Below are 24356 nucleotides of genomic sequence, written 5' to 3' on the forward strand. Positions count from 1 at the left end.
CTTGCCGCCCGATGGCCCGCCGGTTTCGAGCACGATTTGGAAGGAGCGCGACCTTGAGTAGCGAAATCATCAAAGTCCCCGACATCGGCGGTAGCACCGATGTCGAAATCATCGAGATCGCGGTGTCCGAAGGCGACGTCATCGAGGCCGAAGACACCCTGATCACTCTCGAGTCCGACAAGGCCAGCATGGATGTGCCGTCGCCCAAAGGCGGCAAGGTGCTGAGCGTCCTGGTCAAGGAGGGCGATACCGTCTCCGAAGGTGACGACATCGTTGAGCTAGAGGCCGAAGGCAGCGGCGACAGCGATGCCGGCAGTGCCGATCAAGGTGCCAGCCAGGCGTCTGACACTGGCCAGGCCGCGGCCGAGCCGGCACCTGCCAAGGACGACAAACCGGCGGCCAAGTCTGGCGGTGGTGGCAAGCAGACCGTCGAGATCAAGGTGCCGGATCTGGGTGGCTCCAGCGATGTGGAAATCATCGAGGTGGCGGTAGCCCCAGGCGACGAGGTCGCTGAGGAAGACACCCTGATCACCCTGGAGTCCGACAAGGCCTCCATGGACGTGCCCAGCCCGCATGCCGGCACCCTGGTCAAGCTCAGTGTCAAGGAGGGCGATACGGTCTCCGAAGGCGACGTGATCGGCACCATGGAGATTGCCGGCGAGGGAGGCGATGAGGCCCCCGCCGAGCCGGCTGCCGCCGAGTCAGCGCCGCAGGCCGCCGAGCCCGAACCCGCGCCCCAGGAACAAGCTGCGTCAGGCGAGCCGGAGCGCAAGGAAATTCGCGTGCCGGATCTATCCGGTTCCTCTGATGTGCCGATCATCGAGATCGGCGTCAGCGCTGGTGACGAGGTCGACGAGGAAGACCCGCTGATCACCCTTGAGTCCGACAAGGCCTCGATGGACGTGCCGAGCCCCTACAAGGGCAAGCTGCTGGAGCTCACCGTCAAGGAGGGCGATACGGTCTCCGAAGGCGATCTGATCGGTTATATCGAGGTGGCGGGTAGCAAGCCGGCACCCAAGGCCGAGCAACCTGCCCCCAAGGCTGACGCCCCCAAGGCCGACAAGCCTGCCCCCGCGGCGGCCGGAACGCCGAGCCCCGAAGCCCAGATGGCGGCCCACAAGCCGCGCGACGGCAAGCTGGTGCACGCCGGTCCGGCGGTGCGCATGCTGGCCCGCGAGCTGGGCGTCGACCTGGGGCTGGTCAAGCCCAGCGGCCCCAAGGACCGGGTGCTCAAGGAGGACGTCCAGGCCTACGTCAAGCAGGTCATGGCCGGCAAGGCCGAGACGCCGGCAGCGGCGGCTCCTGCCGCGGGTGGCAGTGGCATTCCGCCGATCCCCGATCAGGACTTCAGCCAGTTCGGCGAGATTGAAGAGAAGCCGATGGGTCGCCTGATGAAGATGGGCGCCACCAACCTGCACCGCAGCTGGGTCAACCTGCCCCATGTGACGCAGTTCGACGAAGCCGATATCACCGAGCTGGAAGCCTTCCGCAAGTCGATGAAGGCCGAGGCGGAAGCTCAGGGCGCCAAGCTCACACCGCTGCCGTTCCTGATCAAGGCGTGTGCCTTCGCCCTGCGTCAGTATCCGCAGTTCAATGTCAGCCTCAAGGACAACGGCGAGACCGTAGTGTGGAAGAAGTATGTCCACATCGGCGTCGCCGTGGATACACCGGACGGCCTGATGGTGCCGGTGATCCGCAACGCTGACCAGAAATCGCTGATCGAACTGGCCAAGGAGAGCGTCGAGCTGGCCAAGAAGGCGCAGACCAAGAAGCTCAAGCGTGAGGAGATGACCGGTGGCTGTTTCACCATCTCCAGCCTGGGCTCGATTGGGGGCACCGCCTTCACGCCCATCGTCAACGCACCGGAGGTCGCCATCCTGGGGATCTCCAAGGCGCAGATGAAGCCGGTATGGGACGGTGGAGCATTCCAGCCGCGGTTGATGATGCCGCTGTGCCTGTCCTACGACCACCGGGCGGTCAACGGTGCCGATGCGGCGCGCTTCACGGCGCTGCTGGGGCAGCTGCTGACCGATATCCGCCGCCTGCTGATGTAAAGCGGGCTGTGCGGTAGCCGAGACGGCGCCTACGGGCGCCGTCTTGCGTATGGGCCAGCGTCACGGGCCATGCCGTGCGCCAGACCAAAGTGCAATTTTTCATCTAACTGCATGTATTGAAATGGTTTTTATAAATGGTAGTAAGGTCGGCTGACGGATGGTCGGCTTGTCTGGGCGGGCCGCGCGGGGTATTGTCGCGCTAATTGTGCTTACCTATCGATGATTACCCACATTTATAAAAACGTTTTCAACTCGTTCAAGGAGCAGTACCCATGCGTTTGATCCTGTTGGGCGCCCCGGGTGCCGGCAAAGGCACCCAGGCCCAGTTCATCTGCGAGCGTTTCAAGATTCCGCAGATCTCCACCGGCGACATGCTGCGTGCGGCGGTCAAGGAAGGCAGTGAGCTGGGGCTCAAGGTCAAGGAGATCATGACCAGCGGTGGACTGGTGTCCGACGACATCATCATCGCCCTGGTCAAGGAGCGCATCGCTCAGAAGGACTGCGAAAACGGCTTCCTGTTCGATGGGTTCCCGCGCACCATCCCCCAGGCCGATGCCATGAAGGAGGCCGGGGTCAAGCTCGACCATGTGCTGGAGATTGCCGTGGCCGACGAGGAGATCGTCAAGCGTCTGGCCGGACGTCGCGTGCACCCCGGCTCCGGGCGTGTCTACCACGTCGAGTACAATCCGCCCAAGGAAGACGCCAAGGACGATGTCACCGGTGAAGCGCTGATCCAGCGCGACGACGACCGCGAGTCGACGGTGCGCAACCGTTTGGCGGTCTATCACGAACAGACTGCCCCGCTGGTCGATTACTATCAGTCGTGGGCCGAGCAGGATCCTGCCACCGCGCCGGCCTATCATCGTGTGGAAGGGGTGGGCAGCGTCGACGATATCACCCGCCAGGTGATCGACGCCCTGGAAACCTGATCTCCGCCTGGCATCGATGATTGCAGCGGCCCGCATTTTGCGGGCCGTTGGCGTATAATCCCGGCGTCCGATCTGCCGACCGTGAGCGATACCCATGCCGACTCTGCTGGCCCTAGACGCCTCCTCGACCGCTTGTTCCGTCGCCCTCTGGCATCAGCCTGCCGGGCGTGAGGCCGAGGTCGTGGCGCGCTATGTCGAGGCGCCCCGTGAACATACCCGCCGGCTGATGCCGATGATCGACGAGGTGCTGGCCGAAGCGGGCGTGGCGCTGGCCGACCTCGACGCCCTGGCCTATGGCCACGGTCCCGGCTCCTTCACCGGGCTGCGCATCGCCGCCGGCACCGCTCAGGGACTGGCCTACGGGCTCGACAAGCCCCTGCTTGGCGTATCGACCCTGGCGGCTCTGGCGCTGGCCGCGCATCGCCGCCTGCACCTGCGCCATGTGCTACCGGCCCTCGACGCGCGCATGGGTGAGATCTACGTTGGTGCCTATCGCTGCCAGGACGGTGACATTACCCCGCTCGGCGCTGAGGCGGTGATGCCGCCCGAGCGGTTGACGCTGCCGCCTGGCCAGGAGGAGGTCGACTGGGTCGGCGTCGGCTCGGGATGGACGCTGTGGCCGTCGATGAACGCCAACCTGCAGGCCGGCGTCAGCCAGCATCTCGATGACTGGCAGCCCGCCGCCGAGGAGCTGGTGAGGCTGGCGGCCCAGCGCTACGCCGCCGGCGAGCGCACGGCACCTGCCCAGGCCCAGCCGGTCTACCTGCGCGACCAGGTGGCGTGGCAGAAGCGTCGTTGAGCACGATGCCTAAGACTGGCGTGGTGGTGTGCGGAGCGGGACTCGAGGAGCTCGCCGCGCGTTATGGGCTGCCCTGGCAGCGCGATGACGCGGCCGCGGGGCTGAGGCTGCTGCGCGACGGCGATACGCTGGTGCTGGCGGGCGATGAACGCCGCTACGGCAAGCCGCTCGAGGTCGACTTCGTGGACGGCAAGGCGGGCCATCGGCGCCGCTTCGGCGGTGGGCGCGGCCAGCTGGTGGCCAAGGCCTGTGGGCTTGGCAAGGCGGCGGCACCGTCGATCGTCGACGCTACCGCAGGGCTGGGCCGCGACGCTTTCGTCTTGGCCAGCCTAGGCGCGAGGGTGCTGATGATCGAGCGCGTCGCCGCGATTGCCGCGCTGCTCGAGGATGGCCTGAAACGCGCTGGCGCCGCGTCGGAGCTCGCCGAGATCGCCACGCGCCTGACGCTGACGCACGGCGACGCTGCCTGCGATCTGGCGTCGTTAATCGCCGGGGCGGGCGTTGCGCCCCAGGTGATCCACCTCGATCCGATGTTTCCTCACCGCGACAAGTCGGCGCTGGTCAAGAAAGAGATGCGGGTATTCCGCGAGCTGGCCGGCGACGATGCCGATGCGCCGCGCCTGCTCGAGGCAGCGCTGGACGTTGCCACTCACCGGGTGGCGGTCAAGCGGCCGCGCAAGGCGCCGCCCATCGATGGCCCCGCGCCGGGGCATACCATCGAAGGCAAGACCAGCCGCTACGACCTCTACGTTCATCGTTCGCTGTCGACGTGATCGTCACGCCCGGCGCCGAGCTGCATCAGGCGCTGGCGCAGTGCCGGGTCGAACAGCTCGCGGGCGCGCTGGGCGGCCTCGACCAGGCGGGCGTCGTAGCACAGACGATCCTCCTGCTGCCATAGCCAGCCCTCCTCGATCAGGCTGTCGACCAGCCCAGCGAACAGCCGCGGGTCGAAGAATTCCGGCGCATCGAGCCCCGACAGCAGCGCCAGGCGTTCGGCGAGCTGGCGACCCTGCTCGGCAAGATCATCCCGGCTCAGCTGGCCGCTGGGGGCGTCGAGCAGCAGGCTGAGCAGCAGATAGCCGCGCTCCAGGGTCGGCTGGATCAATTGGCTGAGCAGGCGCAGCTGCTCGAAGGCTTCGAGGTGGGCAGCCGGGCGCTGCCAGCGGTCACCATCGTGGCTCAGCAGTCCCAGCCTGGATAGCTGCGTCAGGCTCGCCTCCAGGGGCTCATCAAGGGCTTCGGGCACGGCCAGGTAAAGCTCACGGGCGATGATTGGCCAGCCCGGCGCGAGGCGTTCGAATACCTCCCCCTGCGACAGCGAAGCGTGATTGCGAAAGGCGAAGGCCACCAGCGCTGGATAGGCGAACAGGTGCAGCACATTGTTGCGATACCAGCTGAGCCGCTCGGCCTGATCGGCGCTGGCCAGCACCAGCTCGCCGAGGGCCTGCTCGCGTCGCTGGATCATGCCCAGCTCTGCGACCCGCGCGATCCAACTGGCGGGCTCGCCGGCGGGGCGCTGCGTGGCCGGGCAGCAGTCCACCAGCAGCGCCAACTGACGGATCAGCAGCCGCGTCTCGATGGCGCGATGCGGGGTGGCCAGCAGCACCAGCGCTACCAGGTTGACGGCGTTGAGGCTGGCGGCGGCGTTGATGCGCCCGGCCAGCTCATCGCCGAGTGCCGGTACCGCCTGGTTGAGCCAGTTGGGGCGGGCGCTGCGCTCGTGGCGCCAGCGCGGGGCGTGACGGTCGAGAAAGTCGCCGGCGATCAGCGGCTCGCCGATGCTGACCGCGACCCGTCCAAACGGCTCGCGCAGCTGCCGTGCCACCCGCAGCAGGCCCAGCGGCGACTCCTTGCGCTTCTTGCCGCCGTGCAGCTCGCGCTGATAGCTGCCGCCCTCGAGGATGCGCTCGTAGCCGATGTAGACCGGGATGAACGCCAGTGGTCGAGTCGGGTCGCGCTGGTGGGAGCGCAGTGTCATGGCCAGCATGCCGGGGCGCGGAGGCAGCATGCGGCCGCTGCGCGAGCGCCCGCCTTCGATGAAGTACTCGAGTGGGTGGCCACGCGCTATCAGGCGGTGCAGGTATTCATTGAACACCGCGCCGTAGAGTCGGTTGTCCTTGAAGCTGCGGCGCAGGAAGAAGGCGCCACCGCGGCGCAGCAGGCCGCCGATCAGCGGCATGTCGAGGTTGCGACCCGCGGCGACGTGGGGTGGCATCAGGCCGTCACGGTAGAGCACGTAGGAGAGCAGGAGGTAGTCGACGTGGCTGCGGTGGCAGGGCACGTAGACCAGAGTGTGGTCGCCGGCCAGCGCCTTGACGCGCTCCAACCCCTGCACGTCGACGCCGTCGTAGAGGCGGTTCCACAGCCGCGTCAGCAGCTGGTCCATGAAGCGCAGCACCGGATAGGACATGTTGGAGGCGATCTCCAGTCCGTAGCGTCGGGCGCGCCGCTCGAGGCGCCGGGTTGAGCGGCGCTGAGCGCTGGCCACCTCCTGAATGGCCTGGCGCACGGCGGGGCTTGCCACCACGCCGTCGACCAGCGTGCGGCGGTGGGACAAGTCGGGGCCCAGCACGCGGCTGCGCATGCGCCGGAAGTGCACCCGCAGCAGTCGTGCCGCCTTGCGGTTGGTGAGGGCATCGTCACGCCCATCGCGCAGTTCCGCGAGGCGTAGCGGTGCACCGAAGTGGACCTCGACGTTGCGGCCGTTGACCAGCACCGACCACAGGCGGCGCAAGCGCCCCACCAGCTGCCAGTCATCGTCAGCGAGCAGCTTGGCCAGCCCGAAGCGCTTGCCTGGCGCTCGGCTCCAGAAGATGCTTACCGGCACCAGCTGGACGTCGCTTCCCTGAGCATGATCGAGATGCTGCAGGGCGGCGAGGAACGGCGCCTGGCGCCTGGTACGCCGCCAGCGTTGCCGCTGTGGCGCGAGACTCAGGCGAGCAGGGTGCGGGCGACCGGCCAGCGTCAGCGTGGCATCGGCGTCGGGCAGGCCGTAGCGGCGGCACAGCTCGCCGAGCAGGGCGGCATCGGAGCTGGCGGGGTGGGGCAGGACGTAAAGGGTCGGCAGTGCCGGGTCGAGACCTAGGCTCGCCGGCTCGGGTTCGATCAGGCGCACCTCGACCCAGCGGGAGAGCAGCCAGCGCAGTGGGTGTCGTAGAGCGTTTGCGGCCATTCCTTTGCCTTGTCGCGGGATGTCGGCCCCAGTATAGCGGTGGCCCACGGCACGCTGCAGCTTTCGTTGGACCGGCAAACGTGCGTCAATGCCGACTGGTGACAGGGAGGATGCGCATGCGCGGGGTATGGCGAGAAGGCAACCGCTTCACGCTGCTGGCGGAGTCCAAGTGCTTCATTCCGGAAATGTTCAACGCCATCGAGGCGGCGCGCGAGTCGATACTCATCGAGCTCTACTTGATGGAGTCGGGGCGGCTCGCCAGCGGCCTGATCGACGCGCTGGGCCGCGCCGCTGAGCGCGGGGTCCGCGTGATGCTGATGCTGGATGGCTACGGTGGCATGGGGTTGTCCGATGACGACCGCCGTGCGCTGCGCGAGCGCGGCGTTGCGCTACGCTTCTTCAACCCGCTGGGCTTTCACTCGCTGGCGCGCAACCTTAGCCGCGACCATCGCAAGCTGGTGGTGATCGACGGCGAGGTGGCCTTTACCGGCGGCTTTGGTGCGGTGGATGAGTTCCTCGACGCCTGGTACGAAGTGGCGGTGCGCATCGAGGGGCCGGTGGTGACCGACTGGGTGCGGCTATTCTCGCGGGTCTGGGACTCGCCATTGACCCGCGGTGACGGGAAGGCCCAGCTGGTGCGCCAGTTGGCGGTCGCCCCCCACGATAGCGACGACTACCAGGGCATGCGTGGGCGCGTGGTGTGGGGCCAGGGCTATCGCTATCAGGCGATTCGTCACTCGCTGCAGCAGCAGGTCTCCTCGGCGCGTCAGCGTATCTGGATCTGTACCCCCTATTTCGTGCCGACCCTGTCGCTGCGACGACGGCTGGCGAGGGCGGCGCGGCGTGGCGTCGACGTGCGTCTGCTGCTACCCGGCGATGCTCACGACCATCCCGGCGTGCGCTACGCCGGACAGCGTTTCTACGGCCGGCTGCTGCGTGCCGGGGTGCGCATCTTCGAGTTCCAGCCGACCTTCATCCACGCCAAGTTTTCGCTGGCCGATGACTGGTGCACCCTGGGCTCGTGCAACTTCGACCACTGGAGCCTGCACTGGAACCTGGAGGCCAACCAGGAAGTGGACGATCAGCGCTTCGCCAAGGACGTGGCGGCGCTGTTCGAACGCAACTTTTCTGCCAGCCACGAGATCGATCCGGTGCAGTGGGGGCAGCGTCCGCGCTGGCAGCGCCTCAAGGAGTGGCTGTTCGGCAGCCTCGACGGGATGCTGACGCGACTGCGCTAACCCGGCTTCGCCGGGAGCTATAAGAGCGGCGCTTCGCGCCTGAAGAAGATCGCGGCTGCGCCGCTGGAAGAGTGAAGAAAAACCTTGATTAGGGGGTAGGGGCGCTAGGCTATTTTCCCTCTTCCCTCTTCCCTCTTCCCTCTTCCCTCTTCCCTCTTCCCTCTTCCCTCTTAACGCTTTCCACGTCCGCCGCGGGCCTTCTTGCGCGGGCTGGGCTTGGGCTTTTCCGGCGGCACCCGGTAGTTGAGGTAGAGGTCGAGTACCAGCTCGGGCAGTTGCTGGACCAGCCCCTCGAGGCGCGTCGGGTCGACCATCTCGGCCATGTCGGGCTCATCGTCGAACAGCCCGGAAAGCGCCATGAACGGCAGCAGCAGCGCCGCTGCACTCTCTTCATCGTCGTCGAACCATGCCGGCTCGTCGAGGAATACCGCCTCCATGAAGCCCGCGCACCAGTCGCCGATCGGCGTCTCTTCCGGTGCCAGGCCTCCCAGAGTCAGCTCAAAGGGCAGCTCTGGCAGCAGGCCCTGGTCGAGGGCGGCGATGGCGTTGGCCTTGAGCGCCTCGAGCAGGCCGAAGATCTCATCCCGCTCGGCGTCGTCGGCGAACGCGGGTTCGCCCTGGAACAGCTCACCGATCCACACTGCCGGGTCGAGTTCGCGCGGGGCCACCGCCAACGCCACCAGGTAGCCGTGGCTGCTGATCAGGTCGAGGGCGTCTTCGCCGACGCGCTCCGAGGCGAGGAAGTCATCGAGACGGTCGAGGGCGTCATCATCGAGGAGCGGCTGGGGGGGCAGCGTATCGGACATGGGGCTCTCAGGCTGGACGGTGGCGAATAGGCCGGTCATTCTACCACCCCATGACCTATTCAGCGCTCCCCGTTCCCACGCAAGACCACCTCGAGCGTCTCGACGCCGCCCAGCTCGAGGCTTGCCTGCTGGCGCAGGTCGAAGCCGCCTGGCAGCGCTGTCGCGAGGTGCATCCGGACTTGCCCCGGCCGCGGGTGTGGTGCGACCTGCGTGGCAAGAGCGCCGGGCAGGCCCACTTCGGACGCGGTGGACTGCGCTTCAATCCGCGGCTATATGCCGAGAACCGCTACGCCTTCCTGGCCGACGTGGTGCCTCATGAAATGGCCCACTGGCTGGTCCATCACCTCGAAGAGGGGCCGCGCATGCGACCCCATGGCCGCGAGTGGCAGACAGTCATGCGCCGACTGTTCGACTGTACGCCACACGTTACCCACCGCTTCGACATTAGCCGCGCAAGCCCCGCGCCTTATCGCTATCGCTGTGCCTGCCGTGACCACCACTTTACCCCTCGGCGGCACGGTCTGGTTCGTCGCGGCAGCCGCTATCGTTGTCGACATTGCGCTCAGACCTTGGTCTATGCACCACTAAATGATGACGAAAAATCGTCATAAGTTGTTGTTGTTAAATGGTTATTTGTTAATACCAATGTCTAAAAGGCGGGCGCTCTGGAGGGGTATATGCTGGGTGTGTTTTTAGGGTCGACGCGCTGCAGCAATCTTCGCCGTCGGCAACCGTCATTCCATAACCACTCATGGACAGGGGTTAATCGATGACCGAACAGCAGCATGTCTATCCGGTGCGCGAATCGTTCGCTGCCAATGCCTGGGCCGATAACGAAAAATACCTGGCGATGTACCAGCAGTCGGTCGATGCGCCCGAGGCCTTCTGGGCCGAGCAGGCCAAGCGGCTCGACTGGATCAAGGCGCCGACCAAGATCAAGAATACCTCCTACGCGTCCGACAATGTCGATATCCGCTGGTACGAGGATGGCACCCTCAACGCCTCGGCCAACTGCCTTGACCGGCACCTGGCGACCCGCGGCGACCAGCCGGCGATCATCTGGGAGGGCGACGATCCCAATCTGTCCAAGACCCTTACCTATCGCGAACTGCATGCGCGTACCTGCCAGTTGGCCAATGCGCTCAAGTCGCTGGGCGTCAAGAAGGGCGACGTGGTCACCCTCTACATGCCGATGATTCCCGAGGCGGCCATGGCAATGCTGGCCTGCGCGCGCATCGGTGCGATTCACTCGGTGGTGTTCGGTGGCTTCTCGCCGGATGCGTTGGCCCAGCGGGTCATCGATTCGCAGTCCAAGCTGGTGATCACCTCCGACGAGTCGGTGCGCGGCGGCAAGCAGGTACCGCTCAAGGACAACGTCGACGCCGCCCTGACCCGCGACGGCACCGACGTTGCCGAGAAGGTGCTGGTAGTCAAGCGCACCGGCGGTGACATCGAGTGGCACGACGGCCGCGACGTGTGGTTCGACGAGCTGGTCGACCAGCAGTCCAGCGACTGCCCGATCGAGGAGATGAACGCCGAGGATCCGCTGTTCATCCTCTATACGTCCGGTTCTACCGGCGCGCCCAAGGGCCTCAAGCACACCACCGGCGGCTACCTCACCTTCGCCAGCCTGACTCACCAGTACGTCTTCGACTACCAGGAGGGCGAGGTCTACTGGTGCAGTGCCGACGTCGGCTGGGTCACCGGGCATAGCTATATCGTCTACGGCCCGCTGGCCAACGGTGCTACTACCCTGATGTTCGAGGGGGTGCCGAGCTACCCGAGCAATGGCCGCCTCGGCGAGGTCATCGACAAGCACAACGTCAGCATCCTCTACACCTCGCCGACCGCGATTCGCGCGTTAATGGCTCATGGCGACAACGTCATGGATTCCAGTCAGCGCACCAGCCTGCGGTTGCTGGGCTCGGTGGGGGAGCCGATCAACCCCGAAGCCTGGGAGTGGTTCTACCGGGTGATCGGCAACTCGCAGTGCCCGATCGTCGATACCTGGTGGCAGACCGAGACCGGCGGCATCATGATCACGCCGCTGCCGGGCGCCACCGACCTCAAGCCGGGCTCGGCGACGCGGCCGTTCTTCGGCGTGCAGCCGGCACTCGTCGATAACGAAGGCAATATCCTCGAGGGCGCCACCGAAGGCAACCTGGTGATCCTCGACGCCTGGCCGGGTCAGGCGCGGACCATCTGGAACAACCACGAGCGCTTCGTTCAGACCTACTTCTCGACCTATGAGGGCATGTACTTCACCGGCGACGGCTGCCGTCGCGATGAAGATGGCTACTACTGGATCACCGGTCGCGTCGATGACGTGCTCAACGTCTCCGGGCACCGCATGGGCACCGCCGAGATCGAATCCTCGCTGGTCGCACACTCGGCGGTGGCCGAGGCCGCGGTGGTGGGCTTCCCCCACGACATCAAGGGCCAGGGCATCTATATCTACGTGACCCTGACCGACGGCAGCGAACCCAGCGATGCGCTCAAGAAGGAGCTTACCCAGTGGGTGCGCAAGGACATCGGGCCGATCGCGTCACCGGACATCATTCAGTGGGCGCCGGGACTGCCCAAGACCCGCTCGGGCAAGATCATGCGCCGTATCCTGCGCAAGATTGCCGCCAACGAGTGCGATGGGCTGGGTGATACCAGCACCCTGGCTGATCCCACTGTGGTCGACGACCTGATCGAGAATCGCGCAAACCGCTGAGCGGTGACCCGACCGGTGAGCGCCAGTTGAACAGCGCTGCCGGATAGAGAAAATGCCGGCCGTAACAAGCCGGCATTTTCGTGTCTAGCGGCGATGCCTGATGAAACCGCGTAGGGTTGAACGTGCGGGCTTGGGATTCTTCATCGCCATGGGGTAACATGCCGTGTAACAATGGCGAACCCGCCCCTAGGCGCCGAAGGGGCGGCCGCGCGTTGGCAATGGCCGCGCGTTCGCGACAAGAGGAACCGGAGGAGACTCAATGGCCTTTGCCCAGAAATTCATCGTCGCCGATGACCATCCGCTGTTCCGTGCGGCCCTGACTCAGGCGCTGCGACAGCTGGCACCCCAGGCCGAGATCGTCGAATCCGATACCATGGAGGCCACTACCGAGGTGGTCACGCGGCATCCGGACGCCGATCTGATCCTGCTTGATCTACATATGCCTGGTGCTCATGGTTTCTCTGGACTGATACAGCTGCGTGGCCAGATGCCCGATATCCCGGTGGCGGTGGTGTCAGGCAGCGACGAGCCCTACGTGGTTCGGCGCGCCATCGACTATGGCGCCTCGGGCTTCATCCCCAAGTCGTCATCGCTGACGCTGATCGCCGAGGCGGTGGGCGAGATTCTCGATGGCGAGGTATGGTTGCCGCCGGAGTTGGCCGATGCACTGGGGGAGTCCAACGAGGAGGAGACCAAGTTTGCCGAGGCCATCGCTTCGCTGACCCCGCAGCAGTTCCGGGTGCTCAATATGCTCACCGAGGGGCTGCTCAACAAGCAGATCGCCTACGAGCTCAACGTCTCGGAAGCGACCATCAAGGCCCACGTGACGGCGATCCTGCGCAAGCTGGGCGTGCACTCGCGCACCCAGGCGGTGATCGCTGCGCAGAAGCTCGAGGTCGAACCGCCCAAGGTCGAGTCCTGACCTTCGGTCAGCAGCGCCGAGCTGCAAGCGCCGAGCGCCCAGCCGCTCGGTAACGGGCGGCAGGTGCAGTGGACGAAGACAAGAAACCCCAGCGGATTCACAAACCGCTGGGGTTTCTTGTTGGTGCTGGCAGTGATGAGAGTAGCATCCTGCTCGGCGCTCGGCGCTCGGCGCTCGGCGCTCGGCGCTCGGCGCTCGGCGCTCGGCGCTCGGCGCTCGGCGCTACCGCCCCGCCCGGCTGGCCTGCAGGGTGCGGGTCAGCAGGGCGCGTAGTGCCGCCGGGCGCACCGGTTTGAGCAGCAGTTGGTAGCCGGCGCGACGTACCTCCTCGGCGACCTCGTCGGTGCGGTCGGCGGTGATCACGATGCCCGGCACCGCGCCGTCCAGCCGCTCGGCGAGGGCCTCCAGCGCCATCATCCCGGTGACTTCGTTGTCGAGGTGGTAGTCGGCGAGGATGGCGTCTGGGTCCCCCTCCAGGTGGCGCAGGATCGACTTGGCGCCGCCGATCGAGGTGGCGGTGAACACCTCGCAGCCCCAGCCGCTGAGCATCGCCTTCATGCCTTCGAGAATCAGCGTCTCGTTGTCGATGCAGATGATCTTGGCGCCGGCCAGCTTGTTGCCGCCGCGCCGCGACGGCCGCTCCTCGTCGCTATCACGTGGCGCCTGGGCGGCGACCAGGGGCACGCTAACCGAAAACACCGTGCCGACCCCTTCCCAGGAGCGCACCTGGATCGGATGGTCGAGGACCCGGCTCATGCGGTCGGCGATGGACAGCCCCAGGCCCAGGCCCTTCTCGCTCTCCTTGTGGCGCGAGGCCTGATCGAGGCGGCGGAACTCCTGGAAGATCTCCGAAAGCTTGGACTCGGGGATCCCAGGGCCGGAATCCCAGACCTCGATGGTGAGCCGCTCACCCCGCCGCCGGCAGCCCAGCAGCACGCGGCCATGCTGGGTGTAGCGAATCGCGTTGGAGAGGAAATTCTGCACGATGCGGCGCAGCATCTGGGCATCGCTGTCGACCCAGCAGCCGGTGGTGACCACCATCAGGTCGAGGCCACGCTCCTCGGCCATGACGTCGAACTCGGCGCGCAGCGGACGGATGATATCGGCCAGCGCGAAGTGGCTGCGCCGCGGTGTCAGGGCGCCGGCGTCGAGCTTGGAGATATCGAGCAGGGTGCCGAGCAGCTCCTCGGCGGCCTGCAGCGAGTTGTCGATATGCCCGATGGTGCGCTTCATGTCCTCGGCGTCGACCTCCTGGGCCAGTGCCGAGGTGAACAGCCGGGCGGCGTTGAGGGGCTGCAGCAGGTCGTGGCTGGCGGCGGCCAGGAAGCGGGTCTTGGAAGCGTTGGCGTCCTCGGCGACCTGCTTGGCCTGGCGCAGCGCCTGCTCGGCCTCGGCGCGTACGCGGTTCTCCTGGCGCAGCGCGGCGTTGGCCTCGGAGAGTGCCTGGGTGCGTTCGCGGACCCGCTCCTCGAGGTTCTCGTTGGTCTCCTTCAAGGCGATTTCTGCCAGGCGCCGCTCGGTAATATCCTGATACAGCGAGAAGAAGCCGAGGATCGAGCCGCTGTCGCCGAAGTGCGGCGTATAGGTGACCAGCATATAGCGGGTACCGCCGTCGCCGTCGTCCAGCGAGATCTCGAAGCTGACCCGTTCACCGGCCAGGGCGCGCTTCATCCACGGCGCGCGGTCGCGGGCGATATGCGCCGGCATCACCGCCTCGACGCGCTCGCCGATTACGGCGTTGCGGTCGATGTTGAAGGCCTGCTCGTAGGCGCGGTTGGTGAAGAGGTAGCGACACTCCTTGTCGAAATAGGCAATCAGCGCCGGCACGTTGTCGGTGTAGATGCGGATATTGTTCTCGGAGCGGATCAGCGCTTCCTCGATGCGCTTCTGCTGGGTGATGTCCTGGTAGGTATAGACGAAGCCGCCACCGGGCATCGGATTGCCCTGCACCTCGAGCACGGTGCCGTCCTGGCGGTAGCGCACGTAGCGGTGAGGGTGGCCCTGGCGAATATTGTCGATCAGCAGCTCGACGTGCTCCTCGGGGTCGCCGGGCCCGTACTCACCGTTATGGGCGTTGTAGCGGAAGATCTTGTCGATGGGGGCGCCGACCCGGATCAGGTGATCCGGGAAGCGGAACAGCTCCAGGTAGCGCTGGTTCCACACCACCAGACGCAGGTTCTGGTCGACCACGCTGATGCCCTGGTTGATGTTCTCGATGGTGGCCTGCAGCAGGGCGCGGTTGAACTCGAGCACCTGGGAAGCCTCGTCGACGATCGAGATCACGTCGGAAATGCCGATGCCGCGGCCCTGCAGCGCCGAGTTGACCACGATGCGCGCCGACGACGCCCCGAGTACCGAGGCCAGGAAGCGCTCGGTGAACTGGATCACGTCGATGGAGGCGCGAGTGGTATCCTCCAGCGGCTTGCCGGTCCGCCGGGCGTAGTCGTCGAAGGCCCGCGACACCTGGCCGGCGCCCAGGAATCGCTCGCACAGTACCTTGAGGTCACCCACCGTGGTGGCACCTGTCCAGGGCCGGTTGACCGAGGTCTGACGGGTCTCGACGCTATCGACGAACAGCGACGCCTGGATGCGCTCCACGACCCGCTGGGGCGTCATCTGCGAGACGAAGATGTAGAAGAACAGGTTGAGGCCCAGCGACAGCATCACGCCATGGGTAAAGCTGTCGCCGATATTGAGGCCGAACAGCTGGGTCGGTGCCAGCCAGTTGATGCCCAGCGGGCCGCCGATCAGCCACGCCTGGGGCAGCACGCCGGCGGTGATAAGGGTCGGAACCAGCAGGGTGTAAGCCCAGATGCCGAAACCGATATTCATGCCGACGATCACGCCCAAACGGTTGCCGCGCTTCCAGTAGAGGCCACCGAGCAGCGCGGGAGCGAACTGGGCGGCGGCGGCAAACGACAGCATGCCGGTGGAGGCCAGGGTGCCGTATTCGGCAATCAGTTGGTGGAAACCGTAGGCCAGCGCCAGAATGGCAACGATGGTGACGCGCCGGGCACGCAATACCAGGCGGCCGTAGTCGCGGGGCTTGGTGTCGAACCAGCGCAGCCGGAACAGCGCCGGAATCACGATCTCGTTGGAAATCATGATCGATACCGCCACCGCCGCCACGATCACCATGCCGGTGGCCGCCGAGAAGCCGCCGATGAAGGTCAACAGGGTCAACAGCTCGTTGCCTGTGGCCATGGGGATGGCCAGCACGAAGGTGTCGGGTTCGACGTCGCCGCCAGGGAACATGATCAGACCGGCGGCGGCCAGCGGCAGCACGAAGAAACCGATGGCAACCAGATACAGAGGGAACAACCAGCGCGCCTTGGTGGCGTCGTCGCGGTGGGTGTTCTCGACCACTGCGACGTGGAACTGCCGAGGCAGGCAGAAGATCGCCAGCATGGCCAGCAGGGTCTGGGCCCAGAAACTGCGGCCGAAATCCTGGGTGGCCAACTGCTGCTGCAGCTGCATCTGCTGATCTGCCTGCCCCAGCAAGTCGCCGAGTCCGCCGAACAGTCCCCAGGTGACGTAGGCACCGAGAATCAGGAACGCCAGCAGCTTGACCAGCGACTCGAAGGCGATGGCGTGGACCAGCCCCTCGTGGTGCTCGGTGGCATCGGTATGGCGGGTGCCAAACAGGATCGCGAACACTGCCATCACCGCCGCGACATAGAAGCCCGTGTCGGCGAACAGTGGGGTGCGGGTCAGGTCTGAGGTGTCGGTCAGCACCGTGAACGAGGTCGACACCGCCTTAAGTTGCAGGGCGATATAGGGCAGGGTGCCAATCAGTGCTACCAGGCTGGCGAAGGCCGCCAGCGACTGGGTCTTGCCGTAGCGCGAGGCGATGAAGTCGGCGATCGAGGTGACGTTCTGGTGCTTGGCGACGCGTATCATCTTGGCCAGTACCGGCCAGAACAGCAGGAACGTCAGGATCGGTCCGACGAAGATGCTGGCGAACGACCAGCCCGAGGTGGCGGCTTCGCCTACCGCCCCATAGAAGGTCCAGGAGGTGCAGTAGATGGCCAGCGCCAGGCTATAGATTACCGGGCGCCGACGGCTGGCGCCGTGCAGCCTGGCGTGGCGGTCGCCGCGCCAGGCGATGGCGAACAGCACGGCAATATAGGTCAGTGAAACGGCGATCAGCAGCCAGCCGGCGAACATGGGCCCTCCCTTTGGTCTGCGAGCATTCTAGGGCAACGGCGCCGTGGCTGTCGCCGTTGCCGTTTAACCGACCTCACACACAGCCCGGTAGAGCGGGTCATCGTCATCAAGGCTGCGCAGCGCCGAGAGCCGAGGCTGACGCGGCTCGCCGGCCAGCGGTACCAGTTCCTGAGTGGAGCAGTTCATCAAATAGGCCTGGGGGGTGACCAGGTCCACGTAATGGCGTTCGAAGCGGTAGCGGATGAATTCCACCAGTCGTTCACCGTCACTCTCCGTGACCGAAAGATTGGCCTGGTCGACCACCTCGAAGGCGTTGGCGAGGGGGAAGGCGTAGGTCCATGGCCGCCAGAAGGCGCTACCGTGCTCCACCGATACCACCTCGGCAGAGTCAGGCAACTGCTGCTGCTTATGGCTGTACCAGGTGTACTCGTGGTGGATCTGGTAGCCCAGCACTCCGAGCCCGGCGAAGGCCGGGATGATCCAGCGCGGCAAGCGTTTGCCGCTGAGAAAGCGCAGCAGCAGCCCGACACCGGCGGCGCCGAGGCCGGCAAAGGCAGCTGCAATCAAGTGCCATATCATAGAGAACCTTTCTGAAAGCAGTCGGGCTTCCCAGGGGGAAGCCCGACGTGTTGCAGTGAACGAGCCCCGGCGCAAGGCGCCGGGGGCCATTATGGCTTAGTGGTCGATGGCACCACCAGCACCTTTCGGATAGCGCACGCTCTCTACCAGGTCCTGGATCTCCTGAGGAGGCTCCTCGGTGGCATTGGAGACCGTGAAGGCGACGGCGAAGTTGATCATCGCGCCTACGGCACCGAATGACAGCGGCGAGATGCCGAGGATCCAGTTGTCCGGCGTATTGGGCAGCATGTTAGTGCCCGGAATGAACAGCCAGCCGAGGTAGGTGAAGATGTAGAGCAGGGTGGCGATCAGACCGGCCAGCATGCCGGCCACGGCACCCTTGCTGTTCACCCGCTTGGAGAAGATCCCCATCATCAACGCCGGGAACAGTGAGGCACCGGCGATCCCGAAGGCCAGGGCGACCGTCTGCGCGGCAAAGCCCGGGGGGTTGAGGCCCAGATAGGTCGCCAGCAGGATGGCACCGGCCATCGACAGGCGTGCTGCCAGCATTTCACCCTTCTCGGTGATATTGGGATTGATGGTGTTCTTGATCAGGTCGTGACTGATCGCCGAGGAGATCGCCAGCAGCAGACCCGCAGCGGTCGAGAGAGCGGCCGCGATGCCGCCGGCGGCAATCAGGCCAATGACCCAGCCCGGCAGGTTGGCGATTTCCGGGTTGGCGAGCACCAGGATGTCGTTGTTGACTTCCAGTTCGTTGCCTTCCCAGCCGCGTGCTTCGGCGGTCTCTTCGAAGTCCGGGTTGGCATCGTTGTAGACCTGGATGCGGCCATCATTGTTGAGATCGGTGAACTCGATCAGGCCGGTCTCTTCCCAGGTTCTGATCCACTCGGGACGCTCTTCGTAAACCAGGGCGTTGTCCAGGGCCTCTTCGTAGTTCTCAACCTGGCCGGCGGCGTCGGGATAGACGGTGGTCAGCAGGTTGAGGCGTGCCATGGACGCCACCGCCGGTGCGGTCAGATAGAGCAGGGCGATGAACACCAGCGCCCATCCCGCTGACCAACGTGCGTCGGCCACCTTGGGCACGGTGAAGAAGCGGATGATGACGTGGGGCAGGCCCGCGGTACCCACCATCAGCGACAGGGTAAACAGCACCATGTTGAGCTTGTTGTCGACATCGGCCGTGTAGTCGCGGAAGCCGAGCTCATTCAGCACTGAGTTGAGCTTCTCGAGCAGCGGCAGACCTGACTCGGTGTGAGTACTGAACATGCCGAACATCGGGATCGGGTTGCCAGTCAGCTGCAGCGCAATGAACACCGCGGGAATGGTGTAGGCGATGATCAGCACGATGTACTGGGCAACCTGGGTGTAGGTGATGCCCTTCATGCCGCCGAACACTGCGTACAGGAACACGATGAAGGCGGCGATCCAAATGCCCCAGGTGTTGCTGACTTCGAGGAAGCGCGAGAAGGCCACGCCGGCACCGGTCATCTGGCCGATGACGTAAGTTACCGAGGCGACGACCAGGCAGACCACGGCAACGATGCGTGCCGGCGTGCTATAGAAACGATCACCGATAAAGTCGGGGACCGTGAACTTGCCGAACTTACGCAGGTAGGGGGCCAGCAGCATGGCCAGAATGACGTAGCCGCCGGTCCAGCCCATCAGGAAGCTGGAGTTGGCATAGCCGCCGGAGGCCAGCAGGCCGGCCATGGAAATGAACGAGGCCGCTGACATCCAGTCAGCGGCGGTGGCCATCCCGTTGGTGATGGGGTGCACGCCGCCGCCGGCGACGTAGAAGTCCTTGGTCGAGCCGGCCCGGGCCCAAATGGCGATGCCGATATAGAGGGCGAAGGAAGCCCCGACGAATAGCAGGTTGATGGCAAACTGACTCATGTCTGCTTACTCCCCCAGGCCATACTGTGCATCGAGCTTATTCATTCTCCACGCGTAGAAGAAAATGATGCCGATGAAGGTCAGGATTGAGCCCTGCTGGGCGAACCAGAAGCCCAGGTCGGTGCCGCCGACCGGAATGCCAGACAGCAGGGGGCGAAGCAGAATGGCGAAGCCGTATGACACCAGTGCCCAGACAATCAGGCAGCCGGTGATCAGACGCACGTTGGCCTTCCAGTAAGCAGCGGCATTGGATTTATCATCTGCCATGGTGATGCTCTCCACGTGTGTTGGACGTATTGGTGTGGTGATCAGCGTTGATGTTGTTCAGCAAGACAATCGCACCTATCTAACGGCAGTGGCGTTGTCGTATCGATGTATATGACTAACGTCTAGCCTGTACTCTACGTGTGATTGCCCTGCACGATTCACGAATGAATAGTGGTCAATAGATGGCTAAAAATAAATCCCAGACTTTGGTATCACACCTTTCGTTCATGTTCATTGGTTAACAATATTTTCATATAAATCATATTGTTATTGTGTGTTCCGAAGCGTTGTATGGTGCTTTTGGGGTGATGTATAGGACGATGGTATAGCTCGCTAAGGAAGGTGGGTCGCCGAATGTAGGGAGGGCTGTTGAACGATAGTCTAGCTGTCAGGGGGGACGACGACTTTGTTACGCTTGAGGCATAAAAAAGAGTCAGTGCGGCAGGGTTAACCGAAAGTATACGAGCGGAAAGTCTTACGCGTCTTCGAGGCTGCTACCATGGTCGATGTCGATCTTTCCCAACCGCCTTTCACGTTGCTCGATGATGCCGGGCGTAATCGCGTGCGCGGTGGTGTCGACTTGGCCTATTTCGACAGCCAGGAGGTCATTCTCGATGCCGGACAGTCCGGCGAATTCGTGTTCATGATTCACAAGGGAGAGGTGGCCGAGCTCGACCCGACCATGCCGGCAGCGGCATCACGGATCGGCCACTATACGGCTGGCGATCTGTTTGGGGCGATCAGCATTCTCAATGGCAAGAGTCGCTACCGTTTCCAGGCCGAGCAGGAGAGCCTCTGTTATCTGCTACCCAAGGCGTTGTTTCAGCGGCTTTGCGACGACTATCCAGCCTTTGCCGAGTTCTTTCGCCAGAGCCTGACTCACAAGGCGCGCCTGCTGACCGAACGCCGCGCTGAGGGCGGAGTGACCATGGCCGGCTTCATGCTGGCCCGTATCGGCGAGTGCATGCGCGAGCCGCTGGTCGTCGACCAAGCCACCAGCATCTTCGATGCGGTGAGCACCCTCAATGCCAGTCATGCCGACAGCCTGCTGGTGTGCGACGGCGAGCGCTTCGGCATGGTCACCAAGACCGACCTGCTCAACGCGCTGGTCATCGAAGGCCTGACCCAGGAGCGTCCGGCCATCGAGGTGGCGCATTTCGAACTGGTTACGGCCAGCGCCGAGCAGTATCTGTTCGAGGCGCTGGTGCGCATGACGCGCCATGAGGTAGCGCGGGTGGTGGTAGTCGAGGACGGCAAGCCGGTGGGTGTGGTCGAGCTGACCGATGTGTTGAGCTTCTTCTCCAGCCGCAGCTATGTGGTCAGCCTGCAGGTCGAGCAGGCCGATAGCCTCGATGAACTGGCCCGGGCCAGTGCCCGCACCCCAGAGCTGGTGCGCGCGCTGATGGCTCAGGGCGTCAAGCTGCGTTTCGCCATGGGGCTGCTGGCGGCACTCAACGGCCGCATCATGGCCAAGGCGTGGGGCTTTGCCATCGATGAGGCGCATCGAGACGCCAGCTGCCTGGTGGTAATGGGCAGCGAAGGGCGCGGCGAGCAGATCCTCAAGACCGACCAGGACAATGCCCTGATCCTGGCCGATGGTCACGACTGGCCAGAGCGCGAGGCGCAGATGCGTGAGGTGACCGAGATATTGATCCGCCTCGGCTACCCGCCGTGCCCGGGCAATATCATGGTCTCCAACCCCGAGTGGGTGGGCAGCGTCAGCGAGTGGCGTGAGCGGATTGCACGCTGGGCGGCACGTCGCGACGGCGACAGCCTGATGAAGCTCGCCATCATGCTCGATGCCCACGCCGTGGCGGGCCAGACCGCGCTGCTGGATCAGGTCCGTGACGAACTCTTCGAGCGCTGCCGGCGCGATGAGATCCTGCTCTCCTATTTTGCGCGCACCGCGCTGCGTTTCTCCACCCCGCTGACGCTGTTCGGCTCGCTGAAGAAGCCGCAGCATGGGATCGACATCAAGAAGGGTGGCATTTTCCCCATCGTTCACGGCGTGCGCACCCTGGCGCTGGAGCGTGGGGTTCGCGCCACCTCGACCCTCGATCGGCTCGACGCGCTGGCCGAGGACGGGCGCTTGGAGGCCAGTTTCGCGGAGGACCTCGGCGAGGCACTGGCACTGTTTACCGAGCTGAGGCTACGTCAGCAGCTCGAGCGTGACGGCGAGGGCGAGGACGCCAATCGGGTGGTGGTCCAGCAGCTGTCATCGTTGGAGCGCGATCTGCTGCGCGAAGCCCTGCATATGGTCAAGGATTTCAAGCAGCGCCTGTCACAGCGTTTTCACCTGGAATACAGCTGAGGCTCGCCTCGGCCTGTAACGACAACCGAGCCATGGAGGTAACCATGCTGCGTGCCCTGCGCCGAGCCAGCGACCGACGACGTCATGCCGAGGGCGAGTATGGCTGGTTGTTTCACCCCTACACCGGCAACGAGATGGTGGCCATCGACTGCGAGACCACCGGCCTCGACACCCGCACTGCGGAGCTGGTCTCGATCGCCGCGGTCAAGGTCCGCGATGGCCGGGTGCTGACCAGCGAGTCGCTGGACCTGCGTCTGCAGCGCCCGGCCAGTCTCAGCGGCGATTCGATTCGTATCCATGGTCTGCGCGGCATCGACCTGGCGGGCGGTGACTGCGTCGAGGCGGCGCTGGACAAGCTGCTCGACTTCATCGGTAACCGGCCGCTGATGGGCTGGTGTCTGGACTTTGACATGGCGATCATCAACCGCCATCTGCGCCCGCGCTTCGGTTTCGACCTGCCCAACGCGCTGATCGAAGTGTCGCAGCGCTATGTGCGCGACCTGCGGCGCGTCCATCCCGAGATCGAGCCCAACCTGCGCTTCGAAGCGGTGGCCAAGGCCCTCGACGTGCCGGTGATTGGCCGGCATACCGCACTGGGCGATGCCGTGACCGCGGCGCTGATGTACCTGCGTCTGGAGAAGGGTGCGATGCGCGGCGACTGACGCCGCCGTGCGGCGATGGTAAGATGGCCGGCCATTTCCGGCCCTGATGCTGCGACCATGTCCGAGATAGTTTCCCCCCAGGCGGCGGGCGCCAGCGACGCCCGCGACAAGCGTGAGTTCAACAAGCTGCAGAAGCGCCTGCGCCGTCAGGTGGGCAATGCGATCATCGACTACGACATGATCCGCGACGGCGACAAGGTGATGGTCTGTCTGTCCGGCGGCAAGGACTCCTACACCATGCTCGAGATCCTGCGCAGCCTTCAGCGCAGCGCGCCGGTGGATTTCTCGCTGGTGGCGGTCAACCTCGACCAGAAGCAGCCCGGCTTTCCCGAGCAGGTGCTGCCCGACTACCTCGACGCCATGGGCGTGGACTACCACATCCTCGAGCGCGACACCTACTCGGTAGTCAAGGAGAAAACCCCGGAGGGCAAGACCACCTGCGCACTCTGCTCGCGGCTGCGGCGCGGCTCGCTGTACGGTTTCGCCGAGGAGATCGGTGCCACCAAGGTGGCGCTGGGCCACCATCGCGAGGACATTCTCGAGACGCTGTTCCTCAACATGTTCTTCGGTGGCAGTCTCAAGGCGATGCCGCCCAAGCTGCTCTCCGACGACGGCAAGAACATCGTGATTCGCCCCCTGGCCTACTGCCGCGAGGCGGATATCGCCGAGTTCGCCCGACGCATGGCGTTTCCGATCATTCCCTGCAACCTGTGCGGCTCGCAGCCTAATTTGCAACGTCAGGTGGTCAAGGAGATGCTTGCCGAGTGGGAAGCCAAGCACCCCGGACGGCTCGAGACCATGTTCAAGGCGGTCACCAACGTGGCGCCGTCGCAGCTCGCCGACCGCGAGCTGTTCGACTTCGCCGGCCTCGAAGACAAGCAGGCGCAGCGCCAGGCCAACCGCATCGAGGCTTTCGATCTGGCCAGCCGGGCGGGGTAGCACGCGGTCACCCCGGTTGCTGAACCGAAAAAGCGCAGCGCCCCCGTCGATCACTCGGCGGGGGCGCTGTCGTTGCGGTGCTGAGCGTGACTAGAGGCAGCCGTCGCCTTCGGCCAGGCCTTCGAGTGCCGCCAGGTCGAGTATATTGACCTCGCGGCCGGCCACCGACACCAGCTGCTGCTGCTGGAAGCGGCCGAGGATGCGGCTGACGGTTTCCACGGCCAGGCCCAGGTAGTTGCCGATATCGGCGCGGGACATCGACAGCCGGAAGCTGTAAGCGGAGTAGCCGCGGCGACGGAAGCGAGTCGATAGTCCGATCAGGAAGCTGGCCAGGCGCTCGTCGGCGGTCTTGCGCGACAGCAGGCGCATCATCCGGCGGTCGTCGCGCATCTCCTTGCTCATGCTGCGAAACAGCTGGGCGCGTAGCTCCGGTAGCTGCTCGGAGAGATGGTCCAGGCGGTCGAAGGGGATCTCGCACACCGTGGTGGTCTCGAGGGCAGTGACCGTGCCGGGGTACTGCTCGTCGTCGATGGCGTCGAGGCCGACCAGCTCACTGGGCAGGTAGAAATTGGTCAGCTGGTCTTCGCCGTTACCTTCGCTGGCCAGCTGCTTGAGGCTGCCCGAGCGTACCGCGAACACGCTGGTGAATGTCTCACCCTGACGAAACAGTGCTTCACCCTTCTTGAGCGGCGCGCGGCGGCGGATGATGGCGTCGAACTGGTCGACGTCGGAGAGCTCCAGGGCCAGCGGCAGGCACAGTGAACTCAGGCTGCAGGTTTGGCAGCGTGTCTCGTGCATGCGTGCACTTCGCGGGGCGGTAGCGGGAGCTGGCATGACCTCCTCCTGAGTAGTGGCACCTCCCTTAGTATGGCGGATCGCGCTGTCTCGGCAAAGGATAC

At 64.9% G+C, this 24356-nt stretch carries 18 protein-coding genes; 11 read left to right on the forward strand and 7 right to left on the reverse strand.

The features are described from left to right. Positions 1 to 53 precede the first annotated feature (53 nt). From aceF to BLT16_RS11640, 4 genes are all read left to right on the forward strand, one after another. Positions 54 to 2054: a pyruvate dehydrogenase complex dihydrolipoyllysine-residue acetyltransferase gene (aceF, locus tag BLT16_RS11625; RefSeq protein ID WP_089658682.1), complete on the forward strand. Its 2001-nt coding sequence runs from the start codon at positions 54 to 56 to the stop codon at positions 2052 to 2054. Positions 2055 to 2326: 272 nt separating this feature from the next. Then, positions 2327 to 2983: an adenylate kinase gene (adk, locus tag BLT16_RS11630; protein WP_089658683.1), complete on the forward strand. Its 657-nt coding sequence runs from the start codon at positions 2327 to 2329 to the stop codon at positions 2981 to 2983. Between the two features lie 94 nt (positions 2984 to 3077). Then, positions 3078 to 3782: a tRNA (adenosine(37)-N6)-threonylcarbamoyltransferase complex dimerization subunit type 1 TsaB gene (gene tsaB / locus BLT16_RS11635; RefSeq protein WP_089658684.1), complete on the forward strand. Its 705-nt coding sequence runs from the start codon at positions 3078 to 3080 to the stop codon at positions 3780 to 3782. Between the two features lie 5 nt (positions 3783 to 3787). After that, positions 3788 to 4555: a class I SAM-dependent methyltransferase gene (locus BLT16_RS11640; protein ID WP_089658685.1), complete on the forward strand. Its 768-nt coding sequence runs from the start codon at positions 3788 to 3790 to the stop codon at positions 4553 to 4555. Here the strand turns inward: BLT16_RS11640 and plsB are convergent. Continuing rightward, a complete protein-coding gene (gene plsB, locus BLT16_RS11645; protein WP_089658686.1) occupies positions 4534 to 6954 on the reverse strand; it encodes a glycerol-3-phosphate 1-O-acyltransferase PlsB in 2421 nt (806 codons plus the stop codon). The genes BLT16_RS11640 and plsB overlap by 22 nt on opposite strands. Before the next feature lie 116 nt (positions 6955 to 7070). On the opposite strand from plsB, the gene BLT16_RS11650 reads away from it, so the two are divergent. Beyond that, complete coding sequence (locus tag BLT16_RS11650) at positions 7071 to 8192, forward strand: phospholipase D-like domain-containing protein (RefSeq protein WP_089658687.1); 1122 nt, start codon at positions 7071 to 7073, stop codon at positions 8190 to 8192. Positions 8193 to 8362: 170 nt separating this feature from the next. Here BLT16_RS11650 and BLT16_RS11655 read toward each other — a convergent pair whose 3' ends face one another. Continuing rightward, complete coding sequence (locus BLT16_RS11655) at positions 8363 to 8998, reverse strand: YecA/YgfB family protein (protein ID WP_089658793.1); 636 nt, start codon at positions 8996 to 8998, stop codon at positions 8363 to 8365. A gap of 50 nt (positions 8999 to 9048) precedes the next feature. On the opposite strand from BLT16_RS11655, the gene BLT16_RS11660 reads away from it, so the two are divergent. The 3 genes from BLT16_RS11660 (at position 9049) to BLT16_RS11670 (ending at position 12639) form a co-directional block, all read left to right on the forward strand. Continuing rightward, on the forward strand, positions 9049 to 9609 hold the full coding sequence (locus tag BLT16_RS11660; protein WP_089658688.1) for a SprT family zinc-dependent metalloprotease: 561 nt from the start codon (positions 9049 to 9051) through the stop codon (positions 9607 to 9609). A 158-nt stretch (positions 9610 to 9767) separates the two neighbouring features. Continuing rightward, positions 9768 to 11717 carry an acetate--CoA ligase gene (gene acs, locus BLT16_RS11665; protein ID WP_089658689.1) on the forward strand — a complete coding sequence of 650 codons (1950 nt, stop codon included), beginning with the start codon at positions 9768 to 9770 and terminating at the stop codon, positions 11715 to 11717. A 259-nt stretch (positions 11718 to 11976) separates the two neighbouring features. Continuing rightward, the gene (locus BLT16_RS11670; RefSeq protein ID WP_089658690.1) at positions 11977 to 12639 is read left to right on the forward strand and encodes a LuxR C-terminal-related transcriptional regulator; all 663 of its coding nucleotides are present in this window, start codon (positions 11977 to 11979) and stop codon (positions 12637 to 12639) included. Positions 12640 to 12861: 222 nt separating this feature from the next. Here BLT16_RS11670 and BLT16_RS11675 read toward each other — a convergent pair whose 3' ends face one another. The 4 genes from BLT16_RS11675 to BLT16_RS11690 all read right to left on the reverse strand — a co-directional run bounded on the left by BLT16_RS11675 (position 12862) and on the right by BLT16_RS11690 (position 19545). Further along, on the reverse strand, positions 12862 to 16806 hold the full coding sequence (locus BLT16_RS11675) for a hybrid sensor histidine kinase/response regulator (protein WP_089658691.1): 3945 nt from the start codon (positions 16804 to 16806) through the stop codon (positions 12862 to 12864). A 63-nt stretch (positions 16807 to 16869) separates the two neighbouring features. Beyond that, the gene (locus BLT16_RS11680) at positions 16870 to 17373 is read right to left on the reverse strand and encodes a hypothetical protein (RefSeq protein ID WP_340148259.1); all 504 of its coding nucleotides are present in this window, start codon (positions 17371 to 17373) and stop codon (positions 16870 to 16872) included. 108 nt (positions 17374 to 17481) lie between these two features. After that, on the reverse strand, positions 17482 to 19278 hold the full coding sequence (locus BLT16_RS11685) for a sodium:solute symporter family protein (protein WP_089658693.1): 1797 nt from the start codon (positions 19276 to 19278) through the stop codon (positions 17482 to 17484). Positions 19279 to 19284: 6 nt separating this feature from the next. Beyond that, entirely contained in the window at positions 19285 to 19545 is a 261-nt protein-coding gene (locus tag BLT16_RS11690; protein ID WP_089658694.1) for a DUF4212 domain-containing protein, read from the reverse strand. Between the two features lie 499 nt (positions 19546 to 20044). Here BLT16_RS11690 and BLT16_RS11695 point away from each other — a divergent pair, with 499 nt between their 5' ends. Genes BLT16_RS11695 through ttcA form a run of 3 tightly spaced genes read left to right on the forward strand, consistent with a single transcriptional unit; the run spans position 20045 to position 23457 of the window. Further along, entirely contained in the window at positions 20045 to 21856 is a 1812-nt protein-coding gene (locus BLT16_RS11695; RefSeq protein ID WP_089658695.1) for a putative nucleotidyltransferase substrate binding domain-containing protein, read from the forward strand. A gap of 44 nt (positions 21857 to 21900) precedes the next feature. Next, the gene (locus tag BLT16_RS11700; protein WP_089658696.1) at positions 21901 to 22518 is read left to right on the forward strand and encodes a 3'-5' exonuclease; all 618 of its coding nucleotides are present in this window, start codon (positions 21901 to 21903) and stop codon (positions 22516 to 22518) included. Positions 22519 to 22575: 57 nt separating this feature from the next. Beyond that, positions 22576 to 23457: a tRNA 2-thiocytidine(32) synthetase TtcA gene (ttcA, locus tag BLT16_RS11705; RefSeq protein ID WP_089658697.1), complete on the forward strand. Its 882-nt coding sequence runs from the start codon at positions 22576 to 22578 to the stop codon at positions 23455 to 23457. A 90-nt stretch (positions 23458 to 23547) separates the two neighbouring features. Here the strand turns inward: ttcA and fnr are convergent, their stop codons facing one another. Then, the gene (fnr, locus tag BLT16_RS11710) at positions 23548 to 24291 is read right to left on the reverse strand and encodes a fumarate/nitrate reduction transcriptional regulator Fnr (protein WP_089658698.1); all 744 of its coding nucleotides are present in this window, start codon (positions 24289 to 24291) and stop codon (positions 23548 to 23550) included. Positions 24292 to 24356 lie beyond the last annotated feature (65 nt).

Source organism: Franzmannia pantelleriensis (assembly GCF_900102875.1).
Classification (GTDB): domain Bacteria; phylum Pseudomonadota; class Gammaproteobacteria; order Pseudomonadales; family Halomonadaceae; genus Franzmannia; species Franzmannia pantelleriensis.

What these genes read in the sequence shown, in the direction of transcription:
- adk (WP_089658683.1), top strand. Translation starts at nt 2,327, where the DNA reads ATGCGTTTGATCCTGTTGGGCGCCCCGGGTGCCGGCAAAGGCACCCAG.
- tsaB (WP_089658684.1), top strand. Translation starts at nt 3,078, where the DNA reads ATGCCGACTCTGCTGGCCCTAGACGCCTCCTCGACCGCTTGTTCCGTC.
- BLT16_RS11640 (WP_089658685.1), top strand. Translation starts at nt 3,788, where the DNA reads ATGCCTAAGACTGGCGTGGTGGTGTGCGGAGCGGGACTCGAGGAGCTC.
- plsB (WP_089658686.1), bottom strand. Translation starts at nt 6,954, where the DNA reads ATGGCCGCAAACGCTCTACGACACCCACTGCGCTGGCTGCTCTCCCGC.
- BLT16_RS11650 (WP_089658687.1), top strand. Translation starts at nt 7,071, where the DNA reads ATGCGCGGGGTATGGCGAGAAGGCAACCGCTTCACGCTGCTGGCGGAG.
- BLT16_RS11655 (WP_089658793.1), bottom strand. Translation starts at nt 8,998, where the DNA reads ATGTCCGATACGCTGCCCCCCCAGCCGCTCCTCGATGATGACGCCCTC.
- BLT16_RS11660 (WP_089658688.1), top strand. Translation starts at nt 9,049, where the DNA reads ATGACCTATTCAGCGCTCCCCGTTCCCACGCAAGACCACCTCGAGCGT.
- acs (WP_089658689.1), top strand. Translation starts at nt 9,768, where the DNA reads ATGACCGAACAGCAGCATGTCTATCCGGTGCGCGAATCGTTCGCTGCC.
- BLT16_RS11670 (WP_089658690.1), top strand. Translation starts at nt 11,977, where the DNA reads ATGGCCTTTGCCCAGAAATTCATCGTCGCCGATGACCATCCGCTGTTC.
- BLT16_RS11675 (WP_089658691.1), bottom strand. Translation starts at nt 16,806, where the DNA reads ATGTTCGCCGGCTGGCTGCTGATCGCCGTTTCACTGACCTATATTGCC.
- BLT16_RS11685 (WP_089658693.1), bottom strand. Translation starts at nt 19,278, where the DNA reads ATGAGTCAGTTTGCCATCAACCTGCTATTCGTCGGGGCTTCCTTCGCC.
- BLT16_RS11690 (WP_089658694.1), bottom strand. Translation starts at nt 19,545, where the DNA reads ATGGCAGATGATAAATCCAATGCCGCTGCTTACTGGAAGGCCAACGTG.
- BLT16_RS11695 (WP_089658695.1), top strand. Translation starts at nt 20,045, where the DNA reads ATGGTCGATGTCGATCTTTCCCAACCGCCTTTCACGTTGCTCGATGAT.
- BLT16_RS11700 (WP_089658696.1), top strand. Translation starts at nt 21,901, where the DNA reads ATGCTGCGTGCCCTGCGCCGAGCCAGCGACCGACGACGTCATGCCGAG.
- ttcA (WP_089658697.1), top strand. Translation starts at nt 22,576, where the DNA reads ATGTCCGAGATAGTTTCCCCCCAGGCGGCGGGCGCCAGCGACGCCCGC.
- fnr (WP_089658698.1), bottom strand. Translation starts at nt 24,291, where the DNA reads ATGCCAGCTCCCGCTACCGCCCCGCGAAGTGCACGCATGCACGAGACA.